Origin of the sequence: Mycobacterium cookii (assembly GCF_010727945.1) — a bacterium.
In the GTDB taxonomy this organism is placed as follows: domain Bacteria; phylum Actinomycetota; class Actinomycetes; order Mycobacteriales; family Mycobacteriaceae; genus Mycobacterium; species Mycobacterium cookii.
Genome location: NZ_AP022569.1, coordinates 1,761,728 through 1,774,304 on the forward strand (window position 1 = coordinate 1,761,728; position 12,577 = coordinate 1,774,304).

Genomic DNA, 12,577 nt, shown 5'->3' on the forward strand with positions numbered 1-12,577 from the left:
GGCGCAATGTCCGACATCGCAACGCATTTCACTGTTCCTGATGTTGTCGCTGCTGTCGCGGCGGCGATCCCAGATCGTGAACTCGTCATTCAGGGCGACCGGCGCTACACCTACGCCGAGGTCATCGCGCGGTCCAACCGTCTTGCCGCGTACCTGCACTCGCGCGGATTGGGTTGCCACACCGAACGATCGGACCTCGCCGGCCACGAGGCCGGACAGGATTTCGTCGGTCTGTACGCCTACAACGGCAACGAATTCGTGGAAGGCCTACTCGGCGCGTTCGCCGCGCGTGTTGCCCCGTTCAACGTCAATTTCCGCTACGTCAAGGCCGAATTGCAGTATCTGCTGGCCGACTCGGGCGCCACGGCGCTGATCTATCACGCCGCGTTCGCGCCGCGGGTCGCCGAAGTACTGCCCGATCTGCCACAGCTGCGGGTGCTGATCCAGATCGCCGACGATTCGGGTAATGCTTTGCTCGACGGCGCTGTGGACTACGAGACCATCATCGGTTCGGATTCGCCGGAGCCGGCGCTGCAGCACTCCCCCGACGATCTGTACGTCCTCTACACCGGCGGTACCACCGGGATGCCGAAAGGCGTGCTGTGGCGGCAGCACGACATCTTCATGACGTCGTTCGGCGGCCGCAACATCATGACCGGAGAGCCCAGCGGCTCGATCGACGAGATCGTGGAGAGGCTGGCCGGCAGCGCCGGAACCAAGCTGTTGCTCCTGCCTCCGCTGATTCACGGCGCGGCACAATGGAGCGTGATGACGGCGATCACCACCGGCCAGACCGTCGTATTCCCCTCCGTCGTCGACCATTTCGATGCCGACGACGTGGTCCGCACGATCGAGCGGGAGAAGGTAATGACCGTGACGGTGGTCGGCGACGCGATGGCGCGGCCGTTGGTCGCCGCGATCGAGAAAGGCATCGCTGACGTGTCGTCGCTGGCCGTGGTGGCCAGCGGGGGGGCGCTGCTGACCCCGTACGTCAAACAGCGCGTCATCGACGTGCTGCCCAACGCCATCGTCATCGACGGCGTCGGCTCATCGGAGACCGGTGGCCAGATGCACCACATGTCGACGGCCGGAACCGTGTCGACGGGCTTCTTCAATGCCGGGCCCGATACCGTCGTCGCCGCCGAAGATCTCGGATCGATCCTTCAGCCGGGCCACGACGGCATGGGCTGGCTGGCGCAGCGCGGCTATGTCCCGCTCGGTTACAAGGACGACGCCGCCAAGACCGCGGCCACCTTCCCGGTGATCGACGGTGTGCGGTACGCGGTGCCGGGCGACCGGGCTCGTCACCACGCCGACGGCCGCATCGAGCTGCTGGGCCGCGATTCGGTGACGATCAACTCCGGCGGCGAAAAGATCTTCGTCGAGGAAGTCGAGACCGCGATCGCCTCGCATCCGGCTGTGGTCGACGTCGTCGTGACCGGACGCCCCAGTGAGCGATGGGGCCAGGAAGTCGTTGCCGTCGTGGCGCTCGCCGAGCAAGCTCATGCCGACCCCGCCGAGTTAATCGACCATGCCGCAAAGACTTTGGCGCGCTACAAGCTTCCGAAAGCCGTCGTGTTCCGCGCGGCGATCGAACGCAGCCCGTCGGGAAAGGCCGATTACCGCTGGGCACGGGAGCAAGCGATCAGCGAATAGGACGCTTCTGGGAAGATCTGGGACTGGGCGGCGTTCTTACACCCGAGGACACATCCAGAAAAGAGGCACCACGATGACCGAAGGTTTACCCGAACACGCACTCGAGGTTCGCTCGCTGGTGACGTCACGGGGCACGCTCGAGATCTCGCTCCACGATGTCCCGGTTCCCTCCCCGGCCGCCAACGAAGTGCTGGTCCGCGTCGAAGCCTCGCCGATCAACCCGTCGGACTTGGGCTTGCTCATTGCAGGTGCCGACATGTCGACCGCATCGGTAGCCGGTACACCGGAGCACCCCGTCGTCACCGCACCGTTGAGCGATGGCGCCCTGCGGGGACTGTCGGCGCGCCTCGACACGTCGCTCACGGTGGGCAACGAAGCGGCGGGCACCGTCGTAGCCGCGGGGTCGTCCCCGGCAGCGCAGGCACTCATCGGCAAGCTAGTCGGGATCGCGGGCGGTGGCATGTACACCCAGTACCGGACGATCGACGCGTCCGCGTGTCTTGTGCTGCCCGACGGCGCAACGGCGAAGGAAGGCGCGTCGTCCTTCGTCAACCCGCTGACCGCCCTCGGCATGCTGGAAACCATGCGCCGCGAAGGCCACTCGGCCCTCGTGCACACCGCCGCGGCGTCGAATCTAGGACAGATGCTCGTCAAACTCTGCATCGCCGACGGCGTGCCGCTGGTGAACATCGTCCGTAAGCCCGAGCAAGAAGAGCTGTTGAGATCACTTGGTGCCGAACATGTTTACAACTCCACCTCACCGTCGTTCTCGACCGACCTCGTCGACGCTCTCACAGCGACGTCGGCAACCATCGCTTTCGACGCAACGGGCGGTGGCACGCTCGCGAGTCAGATCCTCACAGCTATGGAGAAGGCGGCCAGTGCGCGCGCAACGGAGTACTCGCGTTACGGGTCGGCGGTGCACAAGCAGGTCTACATCTACGGTGGACTCGACACCAGCCCCACCACGCTGACCCGGAACTTCGGCATGGCGTGGGGTGTCGGCGGTTGGCTACTGACGCAATTCCTGCAAAGAACTGACGCCGAGGGACTTTCCCGACTGCGGGCCCGGGTGGCTGCGGACCTCACCACGACGTTCGCGAGCACGTACACGCAGGAGGTCTCGTTGGCGGGCATGCTGCAACCCGACGCGTTCCGCGCCTACGTCAAGCAGGCGACCGGAGAGAAGTTCCTCGTGACGCCACAGGGCTGAGAGGTGTTGAGCGATGACTGACAACCGCGAAGAGGGCCTGAACGTCTTCAACGAGCTGATGCCCGGAATCATGCCGCACGACGTCGAGAACCTCCGTGATGGCAGCTTCGCTCAGGAACTCGGCGAGTTGAGCCTCGATCACGTCTTCGGATCGCTGTGGACCAGGCCAGGTTTGGATCGCCGATCTCGGAGCCTCGTCACGCTCGGCGCGCTCATCGCGATGCGCGCCACCGAGGAACTCCGCATCCACATGCCTATTGCCCTGCGCAACGGGTTGACCGTCGAAGAGATCGAAGAAGTGGTCTACCACATCACCGGATATGCCGGCTTCCCCGCCGCCAACGCCGCGCGCGCCATTGGCCGTGAGGTCCTGCCCACCCCAGAGCGTCGAGACGCGAAATCAGACAGGTGAACTAGCGGCAGCAGTTCGGATCGAGCACCGTGCAGAGTGCGACCAACGCGTCGCGGCGCGGTCGGTGATACACGTTCATCCCGCGACGCTCTGACTCGACCAAGCCCGCGCGTCGCAACTGCGACAGGTGATGACTCACCGTCGACTCGCCGAGCCCGACCGCCGACGCGAGATCGCAACTGCACACCTCGCCCGCATCCGAACTGAACAGCAACGAAACCAGCTTCACCCGCACCGGATCTGCCAACGCCTTGAGCCGCAACGCAATCTCCAAGGCTGCCGCGTCATCGACAGGCCCGGCGGCAACCGGCGAGCAGCACACCGGCGCGGACATATCCACGACGGGCAGGGTCTTGGGCATGCGACCATTCTGCCACATACATTGACATATATCGAAAAGGTGGCATCATCGACCTCATCGATAGTTCGACATAAGCCACAAAGGTTGGAGTCGTCATGGCCCGTGTCCAGCTCGCCCTCAACGTCGATGACCTCGACGAGGCCATCGCGTTCTACTCTCGGCTGTTCAACACCGGCCCCGCCAAGGTCAAGCCGGGTTACGCGAACTTCGCCGTCACCGAACCACCGTTGAAGCTGGTCCTCATCGAAAACCGGGGCCACGGCGGGACTCTCAACCACCTCGGTGTCGAGGTGGACTCGAGCGATGCCGTCCACTCCGAGATCGCACGCCTGGCCGACGCGGGACTGGTCACCGACGAGGAGATCGGGACGACCTGTTGCTTCGCGACGCAGGACAAGGTGTGGGTGACCGGGCCCGCCGGCGAGAGGTGGGAGGTCTACACCGTGCTCTCGGACTCGGAGTCGTTCGGCGCCAACACCTCTGCCTGCTCGTCGTGATCCGCTCAGCGCAAGATGAGACGGCGCCCGCCGTCGTGGAAAAGCTGTCCCGGCTCGACCAGTTCTTGCCGTTGTGGATCGGCCTCGCGATGGCCATCGGCTTACTGCTCGGACGACTTGTTCCAGGGCTGAATGCGGCGCTGAATCACGTTCAGGTGGACGGGATTTCATTGCCGATAGCACTCGGGCTGCTGGTGATGATGTATCCGGTGCTGGCCAAGGTGCGCTACGACCGGCTGGACACCGTGACCGGCGACCGCAAGTTGCTGGCGAGTTCACTGGTCTTGAACTGGCTTATCGGCCCCGCGTTGATGTTTGCGCTGGCGTGGTTGCTGCTGCCCGATCTACCCGCTTACCGCACCGGCCTGATCATCGTCGGCCTGGCCCGTTGCATCGCGATGGTGATCATTTGGAACGACCTCGCCTGCGGAGATCGGGAAGCCGCAGCGGTACTGGTCGCGCTCAACTCCGTCTTTCAGGTCGTCATGTTCGCTGCTTTGGGCTGGTTTTATCTCTCGATCCTGCCCGGCTGGCTCGGCCTGCAACAGAGCACCATCAGCACCTCGCCCTGGCAGATCGCCAAATCCGTCCTGGTCTTCCTCGGCATCCCGCTACTCGCCGGATACCTCAGCCGGCGCTTCGGTGAGAAGGCCAAGGGGCGCAACTGGTACGAGTCGAACTTCCTGCCCAGAATTGGTCCGTGGGCGCTGTACGGCCTGCTGTTCACCATCGTCATTCTCTTTGCGCTGCAAGGACATCAGATCACCAGCCGTCCCCTCGACGTGCTCCGCATCGCGGTGCCGTTGCTGGTCTACTTCGCCGTCATGTGGGGCGGCGGCTACCTTCTGGGTGCTGTAATCGGCCTGGGCTACCAACGCACAGCCACGCTCGCGTTCACCGCTGCGGGCAACAACTTCGAACTGGCCATCGCCGTGTCGATCGCGACCTACGGGGCCACGTCAGGTCAGGCCCTGGCCGGTGTCGTCGGGCCACTCATCGAAGTCCCGGTCCTGGTTACCCTGGTCTACGTATCACTGGCACTACGAGGGCGATTCGCTCCTGTCGCCCGCGAAGGCGTCGCCTGATGTCCCTGACCAAACCGGCCGTACTGTTCCTCTGCACGCACAATGCAGGGCGGTCCCAGATGGCCATGGGCTTCTTCAAATGTCTTGCCGGCGAACGCGCCAGCGTCTACTCGGGCGGCTCCGAACCCGCAGCTGAGGTCAACCCCGCGGCGATCGCGGCGATGGCCGAAAAGGGCATCGACATCGCCGCCGAACAACCAAAGCACTGGACGACGACCATGCTCGACGCGGTGGATGTGGTGATCACCATGGGGTGTGGCGACTCCTGCCCCGTTCTGCCCGGGCGGCGCTACGAAGAGTGGGTCCTCCCCGATCCAGCAGGCCAACCCGTCGACGTCGTCAGGTCAATCCGCGACGACATCGAACACCGGGTGCGCACTCTGCTCGAGCAACTGGGAGTGAGGGCGTCAACGCCCTGACTGCGGACCCATCATCGCGCCCGGCTTCATCTCGCCCATCTTCATGTCGGCACAACAATCTTTCGATTCGTGTGCCATCGCCGCATGACCCATTGTCATGTGTGCGTGCTCGCTCCAATTCAAGAAGAAGCCGGAGAAGAAGATCCCGGCAACGATGAACAGCCCGCCGGCGACGATCCCCACCCACGCCAGCGCCTGGTTCAAACGACTGGGACTCGTCGGTTGGGCGGTGCCGGGGTCGTCGGAAACCGTGGTCGTATCGGACATGACGTGAACCTCCTGTGTTCGGACTTGGCGGAGGCCATGTTACCCCACCCGGGGTGGGGTGGGATGGTTTAAGCTGTAATGCGTTCGCGCCGCGGAGGAATTGGCGCGCAATGCCGGCGAAAGGGACCGCCATGTCAGAGGAATTGACGGCCAAAAAGAGTGCTGCGCTCAACCGGCTCAAGACGGTGCGCGGTCATCTGGACGGAATCATCCGGATGCTGGAAACCGACGCCTACTGCGTAGATGTGATGAAGCAGATTTCCGCGGTGCAGTCCGCCTTGGAGCGCACGAACCGGGTGATGTTGCACAACCACCTGGAAACCTGTTTTTCGGAGGCGGTCGTGGCCGGACAAGGAGAGAAGGCGATCGCCGAGCTGGTCGATGCTCTCAAGTTCAGCCCCGCCTTGACCGGCCCCGACACCTGCTTGAACGGAACATGACCCAGGCGTCGCGAAGACGTCTGGGTCAGCCGCCGGACAAGTGCGCCTTCGTCGCTCGTGTCAGGTCGTCGGCGAGCACTTCTGCTTCGCCGGCCAGCAAGCCGTCCAACGCAAGTCGCGCGACGTCCGCAGGATCGGTCTTTTGGTCTGCGGGCGCGAACGCGGCCATGTCGGTGTCCATGTAGCCGACGTGCACGGCGGTGACGTGGATGCCGCGAGGCGCGAGTTCCTGCCGGATCGCATCGGTCATCGCCCACCCTGCCGCCTTGGCGGCCGAGTACGCGCCGGAGGCCGACGCATGCAGCCAGGACAACACCGACAGCATGTTGAGGATCGCTCCCCCGCCGTTGCGTTCGATGACCGGCGCGAAGGTGCGGATGACATTCAGCGTGCCGAAGTAGTGCGTCTCCATCTCCAGCCGGATGTCGTCCAACGATCCGGACAGCAGCGACGCACGCGTCGAGGTACCCGCGTTGTTGACGAGCACATTGACGTCACTCGCCACCTCCGCGGCACGGCGTACCGAGTCAGTGTCGGTGATGTCCAACTGCACTGGTTCAACGCCGGGCACGTCGATCGTTTCAGGACGGCGGGAAGCCGCCTAGACCTTGGCTGCCCGCTCGACGAGTTGGGTCGCAAAGTGCTTACCGAGTCCCCGGTTGGCGCCGGTGACCAAAGCGGTGATCTGATCGTTGTTCATCGTGGCCTCCTGTGAGCAGCCAAGGATTGAGAGATTTCCGACCCGCATTCTTTCGCAGTGATCGCGGTGACGGAAGATGCTGCTTAGTCCAGCCGCTCGATAATGGTGGCGTTGGCCATGCCGCCGCCTTCACACATCGTCTGCAGCGCGTACCGTCCGCCGCTCTGCTCGAGAGCGTTGACCATCGTGGTCATGATGCGAGCACCGCTGGCGCCCAACGGATGTCCGATGGCGATCGCACCGCCATGGACGTTGGTCTTGGCCAGATCCGCTCCGGTGTCCTTGGCCCAGGCCAATACCACGGGCGCGAACGCTTCGTTGACCTCGAACAGGTCGATGTCGGCCAGGGTCAGCCCGGCACGGCGCAACACCTTTTCGGTCGCCGGGATGACGCCGGTGAGCATGTACAGCGGATCCGATCCCACCGCGGTAGTTGTGTGAATCCGGGCGAGCGGGCGCAGACCCAGCTTCTTGGCGGCCGCGCCGCTGGTGATCAGCACCGCGGCGCTGCCGTCCGACAGCGGCGACGAGTTGCCCGGTGTGATCTCCCAGTTGATCTGCGGGAAGCGGTCGGCCACCGCGGGGTTGTAGAACGCCGGCTTCAGGCCGGCCAGCGTCTCGACCGTGGTGCCGGGCCGGATGATCTCGTCGGTGCTCAGCCCCGCGATCGGCGCCAGCTCGTTGTCGAAGAGTCCGTCCTTGGTGGCACGGGCAGCCTTCTCGTGGCTGGCCGCGGAGAACTCGTCGAGTTCGGTGCGGGTCAGGCCCCACTTGGCGGCGATCAGCTCGGCACTGATGCCCTGCGGCACAAGGCCTTCGGGGTAGCGGCTCGCCATGCCCTCGCCGAACGGGTCGCTGCCCGGCAGGACCGAGCTGCCCATCGGAACGCGGCTCATGGACTCCACACCCGCGGCCACCACGATATCGTAGGCACCGGCCAGGACGCCCTGTGCGGCGAAGCTGATCGCCTGCTGACTGCTGCCACACTGCCGGTCGACGGTGGTGCCCGGAACCGACTCCGGGAAGCCGGCACCCAGCAAGGCGTTACGTGCGATGTTGACCGCCTGATCGCCCACCTGCGTCACCGCTCCGGCGATGACGTCCTCGATCTGGCCTGGGTCCACGCCGGTGCGCTGGACGAGTTCACGCAAGCTGTGCGCCAACAGATCTGCGGGCAATACGCCATGCAGTGCGCCGTTGGCCTTGCCTTTGCCGACCGGCGTACGCACCGCGCCCACGATGACGGCGTCTCGATCCTGATATGCCACGACTCCTCCTTGAGTGCGAGCTAAGTATTGATTGCTATACCCAGCTATAACACCTAGGTATACTGTGAGCAACCCAGAAGCGAGGTGATCTATGACACTCCTGCAGGGCGTACTGGCCGACCGGGACGCCTGGACGGCGGTCGGCCAATGCTCGATCGAGAAGACCATGGCGGTGCTCGGCACCAAATCCGCGATGCTGATCATGCGCGAGGCCTATTACGGGACGACGCGCTTCGACGACTTCGCCACGCGCGTGGGCATCACCAAGGCCGCGGCGTCGGCGCGACTCTCCGAGCTGGTCGAGCTCGGGATGCTGACCCGGCAACCGTATCGGGAGGCAGGCCAGCGGACGCGCGACGAGTACGTGCTCACCGAGGCCGGTATCGACTTCATGCCGGTGGTGTGGGCGATGTTCCAGTGGGGCCAGCAGCACCTGCCGGGCACCAACCGATTGCGACTGACCCACCTGAATTGCGGCGCCGACGCCATGGTCGAAATGCGTTGCGCCGAAGGCCATCTGGTGCCTCCTGATGAGCTCGGCGTGGAACTTGCCAAGCGGCGTCGGCACCGCGACGGCTGAGCGTGACGCACCGGCGCTCCTCGCCGGTCACCGCGCTGTTGTACGATACTGTAATCTTTACAGTACGAACATGCGGCTAGATGCCGGTCCGCGCGACGAAGCTGGAGTGCAGCTGTGGAAAGTCAACTTCGGGACGTCGCCGCCAGCGACGACAAACCTGCCGACTTCATCCGAGACCCCTATCCCTACTTCGCCCTGAAACGCAAGAACGCAGATGTGTTCCACGGGTCCGTCATCGACTACTCGAAAACTCCGGAATCGCTGAGGCCCAGAAACTCCTTCGCCGCAGTGTCATTCGACGCGGTGAACACGGCTTTCCGCGACGGTGAGGTATTCAGCTCGACCTACTACGACAACACGATCGGGCTGTTCATCGGCCCGTCCATCTTGGCGATGGAGGGCAAAAAGCACCGCGAACACCGCAACCTGGTCTCAGCGGCTTTCAAGTCCAAGGCGCTGGCGCGCTGGGAACCGGAGATCGTGCGGCCGATCTGTCATGCCTTGATCGACGAATTCATCGACGCCAGACGCGCGGATCTCGTCCGGGATTTCACCTTCGAGTTCCCGACCCGCGTCATCGCCAGGCTGCTGGGTCTGCCGTCCGAGGACCTACCGGAATTCCGCCGGCGAGCGGTTCAGTTGATCAACTACACGGTGAAATACGAGCGCGCCTTCGAAGCCTCCGCCGCGTTGAAGGACTACTTCTTGCAGCAGATCGAACAGCGCAGAGCCGAACACACCGATGACATCATCGGCGACCTGGTCACCGCGGAGATCGACGGCGAAAAGCTCAGCGACGAAGCGATCTACTCATTCTTGCGGCTGCTGCTGCCCGCCGGCCTGGAAACCACGTATCGCTCTTCGGGCAACTTGTTCTTCCTGTTGCTTACCCATCCCGATCAATTCGACAGGGTGCAGGCCGACCACGCGTTGATCGCGCCGGCGATGGAGGAAGGCTTGCGGTTCGAGACGCCGCTGACGACGGTACAGCGGTTCACCACCGAAGACACCGAGTTGGCAGGGGTCGAGATTCCCGCCCGCTCGGCGGTCGACCTGTGCATCGGCTCGGCCAACCGAGACGAAAACCGTTGGGAACGCTCGGAGGAATTCGACATCTTTCGCGAGCAGAAACCCCATATCTCCTTCGCCGCAGGTGAACACACCTGCTTGGGACTTCACTTGGCACGCATGGAAGCTCGCGTCGCCATCGAATGTCTGCTGAAGCGAGTGAGCAATCTCAAGCTCGTCACTGACGACGACCCCCACATTCACGGGCAGCCGTTCCGCTCTCCGACCGCACTGCCGGTGACATTCGACCGAGAGGAGCGCTGACGTGGTCAACGAAGTCGCGATCATCGGTGCGGGGCTGCACCCGTTCGGCCGCTTCGACGGCAAGTCCGCGATGCAGATGGCCGCCGACGCCATACAGCTGGCACTCGCCGACGCCGGAGTCGAATGGAAGGACATCCAATTTGCGGTCGGCGGGAGTTGGACGGTGGCCAACCCGGACGCGATCGTGGGCATGGTGGGTCTCACCGGCATCCCGTTCACCGATGTGTTCAACGCCTGTGCCACGGCGGCCAGCGCCACGAAACTGTGTGCCGACAGTATCCGGTTGGGCGACTACGACATCGGTATTGCGGTCGGAATGGACAAGCACCCGCGCGGCGCCTTCACCGAAGATCCTGCGCTCGTGGGGATGCCGAGCTGGTATGCGCAGAACGGGCAGTACCTGACGACTCAGTTCTTCGGAATGAAGGCCAACCGCTACCTCCACGACCACGGCATCACGACCGAGACGCTCGCCAAGGTGGCCGCCAAGAATTTCCGCAACGGCGTGCTGAATCCCAACGCTTTTCGCCGCAAGCCGATCTCCGAAGAGGCCATTCTCGCCTCACCGGTGCTGAATTACCCGCTGACGCAGTACATGTTCTGCGCTCCGGATGAAGGCGCCGCCGCTGTGGTGATGTGCCGCGCCGACATTGCGCACCGGTTCAGCTCCAAGCCCGTCTACGTGCGGGCAGTCGAAATTCGCACCCGCCGCTACGGCGCCTACGAGGTGAACACCACCTACGCGCCCGTCGACGAAGATGTCTCGCCGACCGTCTACGCCGCGAAAGCCGCGTTCGAAAAGGCCGGTGTCGCACCGCAGGACGTCGATGTCATTCAGCTGCAGGACACCGACGCCGGCGCCGAGGTGATCCACATGGCCGAGGCCGGGTTCTGCGCCCACGGTGACCAGGAGAAGCTGCTGGCCGACGGCGCCACCGAGATCAGTGGCGCAATGCCGGTCAACACCGACGGCGGCCTGATCGCCAACGGCGAACCGATCGGGGCGTCAGGCCTGCGCCAGATGCACGAACTGGTGCTCCAGCTGCGCGGCGAGGCCGGTGAACGTCAGGTACCGGGCGATCCGCAGGTCGGGTTCGCACAGGTTTACGGTGCGCCTGGAACGGCGGCGGCAACGATCCTGACAACCTGACCGGGGCTACGAAACCTTTTTCGGTGCGGAGTAGTTGGGCTTACCCAGGCCGAGCATGTATTGCGCGATCATGTTGCGGAACACCTCGAGGGTGCCGCCGTAGATTCCGACCAGCGGCGCGAAACGGTAGACGTATTCCGACGCCCCGTCGTCGGCCGCACCGTCTGTGCCGAGCGGCAGCGTGGACGCCGTGCCCATGATGTCCATCAGCTCCGGTGAGACGTCGCGCATGGTCTGCGCGATCGCCACGCGACCGAAGATGCTCGGCGCGCTGAGCGCCGCCTCGATCCGGGCGGCGCTGCGGCCCAGTCGGTAGGCGACTGATTCATCGTCAACGAGCCTGCGCCCGTTCTGGTCTCGCTGCGCGACCTTGGCGGCGGTCTTGTCGAGCGCCGACGCCATGAACCCGGCCTGGTGCATCATGATCGAGACGTCTTGTAAACCGTCGGGAGCGGCCGCGACGGCGCCGTGTTCGGTGTTCAGCGGCTCGCGCAGCACCGTCCAGCCGCCGTTGACCTCGCCGAGCCGGTACTTGTCGTCGACGCGCACCTCGCTGTAATAGACGATGTTGGTGCGGTCGCCGTCAACGGTGCGGATGCCCTGGATGTCGATGCCCGGCGAATTCAGCGGAACCAGAAACATGGTCAGGCTCTTGTGCTTTGGCGCTTCGGGATCGGTGTTGGTGATCAGGAAGACGTACTGGCATTTGTGCGCGCCGGTGGTGAACATCTTGGATCCATTAATGATCCAGCCGTCGCCGTCGCGCACCGCACGGGTCTTGCAGGTGGCGATGTCCGATCCGCCTTCGGGTTCGGTGTAGCCCAGGCACAGCCGCACCTCACCGCTGAACACTTTCGGCATGACCTCGTCCCGCAGTTCCGGCGAGCCGAACTTCGCCACCGAACGCGCCACCATCGCGGTGGTCCCCCAGGTCACCCAGGGCACATGCGCGCGGCGCTTCTCCAGTTCCCAGATGCGACGGCGAACTCGGGGAAACCCGCCTTCGGCCGCGCCCTTCCATTCTTTTTCAAGGTAACCCGCAGCTCCCAGCGCCAAGTGCACGCCTTCGTCGAAGTTGTCACCGGTCTCCCGGTCGCGACGTCGGACGTCGTCCGTAACATGGGTCTGCAGCACATGACGCGCCTCGCCGAGAAATGCCTGATCGTCGTCCGACAACTCGACGCGGGAGAAGTCCAC

Annotated in this window: 12 protein-coding genes and 2 pseudogenes; 9 read left to right on the plus strand and 5 right to left on the minus strand. The window is 64.2% G+C overall.

The genetic code is table 11. The features are described from left to right. The first annotated feature begins 6 nt into the window (after positions 1-6). The 3 genes from G6N27_RS08265 to G6N27_RS08275 all read left to right on the plus strand — a co-directional run bounded on the left by G6N27_RS08265 (position 7) and on the right by G6N27_RS08275 (position 3,281). A complete protein-coding gene (locus G6N27_RS08265; RefSeq protein WP_163775900.1) occupies positions 7-1,656 on the plus strand; it encodes an acyl-CoA synthetase in 1,650 nt (549 codons plus the stop codon). Between the two features lie 73 nt (positions 1,657-1,729). After that, the gene (locus G6N27_RS08270) at positions 1,730-2,869 is read left to right on the plus strand and encodes a zinc-binding dehydrogenase (RefSeq protein ID WP_163775901.1); all 1,140 of its coding nucleotides are present in this window, start codon (positions 1,730-1,732) and stop codon (positions 2,867-2,869) included. Positions 2,870-2,882: 13 nt separating this feature from the next. Beyond that, positions 2,883-3,281 carry a carboxymuconolactone decarboxylase family protein gene (locus G6N27_RS08275; protein WP_163775902.1) on the plus strand — a complete coding sequence of 133 codons (399 nt, stop codon included), beginning with the start codon at positions 2,883-2,885 and terminating at the stop codon, positions 3,279-3,281. A gap of 1 nt (position 3,282) precedes the next feature. Here G6N27_RS08275 and G6N27_RS08280 read toward each other — a convergent pair whose 3' ends face one another. Then, a complete protein-coding gene (locus G6N27_RS08280) occupies positions 3,283-3,642 on the minus strand; it encodes an Rv2640c family ArsR-like transcriptional regulator (RefSeq protein ID WP_163775903.1) in 360 nt (119 codons plus the stop codon). A gap of 95 nt (positions 3,643-3,737) precedes the next feature. Here G6N27_RS08280 and G6N27_RS08285 point away from each other — a divergent pair, with 95 nt between their 5' ends. Then, positions 3,738-4,139: an ArsI/CadI family heavy metal resistance metalloenzyme gene (locus tag G6N27_RS08285; RefSeq protein WP_163775904.1), complete on the plus strand. Its 402-nt coding sequence runs from the start codon at positions 3,738-3,740 to the stop codon at positions 4,137-4,139. Continuing rightward, positions 4,136-5,643 (plus strand): annotated as a pseudogene (arsB, locus tag G6N27_RS08290) (ACR3 family arsenite efflux transporter). Before G6N27_RS08285 ends, arsB begins: the two are co-directional and overlap by 4 nt. On the opposite strand, the gene G6N27_RS08300 reads toward arsB, so the two are convergent. Then, positions 5,632-5,910 (minus strand): hypothetical protein, encoded by a 279-nt coding sequence (locus G6N27_RS08300; RefSeq protein ID WP_163774180.1) that lies wholly within the window; start codon positions 5,908-5,910, stop codon positions 5,632-5,634. The pseudogene arsB and the gene G6N27_RS08300 overlap by 12 nt on opposite strands. 131 nt (positions 5,911-6,041) lie before the next feature. Between G6N27_RS08300 and G6N27_RS08305 the strand changes: the two genes are divergently transcribed. Then, the gene (locus G6N27_RS08305; RefSeq protein WP_163781522.1) at positions 6,042-6,350 is read left to right on the plus strand and encodes a metal-sensitive transcriptional regulator; all 309 of its coding nucleotides are present in this window, start codon (positions 6,042-6,044) and stop codon (positions 6,348-6,350) included. Between the two features lie 25 nt (positions 6,351-6,375). Here G6N27_RS08305 and G6N27_RS08310 read toward each other — a convergent pair. Both G6N27_RS08310 and G6N27_RS08315 read right to left on the minus strand, forming a co-directional pair. Further along, positions 6,376-7,050: pseudogene (locus G6N27_RS08310) on the minus strand (SDR family oxidoreductase). Positions 7,051-7,133: 83 nt separating this feature from the next. Continuing rightward, positions 7,134-8,318, minus strand: coding sequence for a thiolase family protein (locus tag G6N27_RS08315; protein ID WP_232064915.1), 1,185 nt, complete (start codon positions 8,316-8,318; stop codon positions 7,134-7,136). A gap of 91 nt (positions 8,319-8,409) precedes the next feature. On the opposite strand from G6N27_RS08315, the gene G6N27_RS08320 reads away from it, so the two are divergent. From G6N27_RS08320 to G6N27_RS08330, 3 genes are all read left to right on the plus strand, one after another. Beyond that, complete coding sequence (locus G6N27_RS08320; protein WP_163775907.1) at positions 8,410-8,898, plus strand: winged helix-turn-helix transcriptional regulator; 489 nt, start codon at positions 8,410-8,412, stop codon at positions 8,896-8,898. A gap of 114 nt (positions 8,899-9,012) precedes the next feature. Beyond that, positions 9,013-10,230, plus strand: coding sequence for a cytochrome P450 (locus G6N27_RS08325; RefSeq protein WP_163775908.1), 1,218 nt, complete (start codon positions 9,013-9,015; stop codon positions 10,228-10,230). Position 10,231: 1 nt separating this feature from the next. After that, positions 10,232-11,380, plus strand: a complete 1,149-nt coding sequence (locus G6N27_RS08330; protein WP_163775909.1) for a thiolase family protein — start codon at positions 10,232-10,234, stop codon at positions 11,378-11,380. Positions 11,381-11,386: 6 nt separating this feature from the next. Here G6N27_RS08330 and G6N27_RS08335 read toward each other — a convergent pair whose 3' ends face one another. Next, positions 11,387-12,577, minus strand: a complete 1,191-nt coding sequence (locus tag G6N27_RS08335; RefSeq protein ID WP_163775910.1) for an acyl-CoA dehydrogenase family protein — start codon at positions 12,575-12,577, stop codon at positions 11,387-11,389.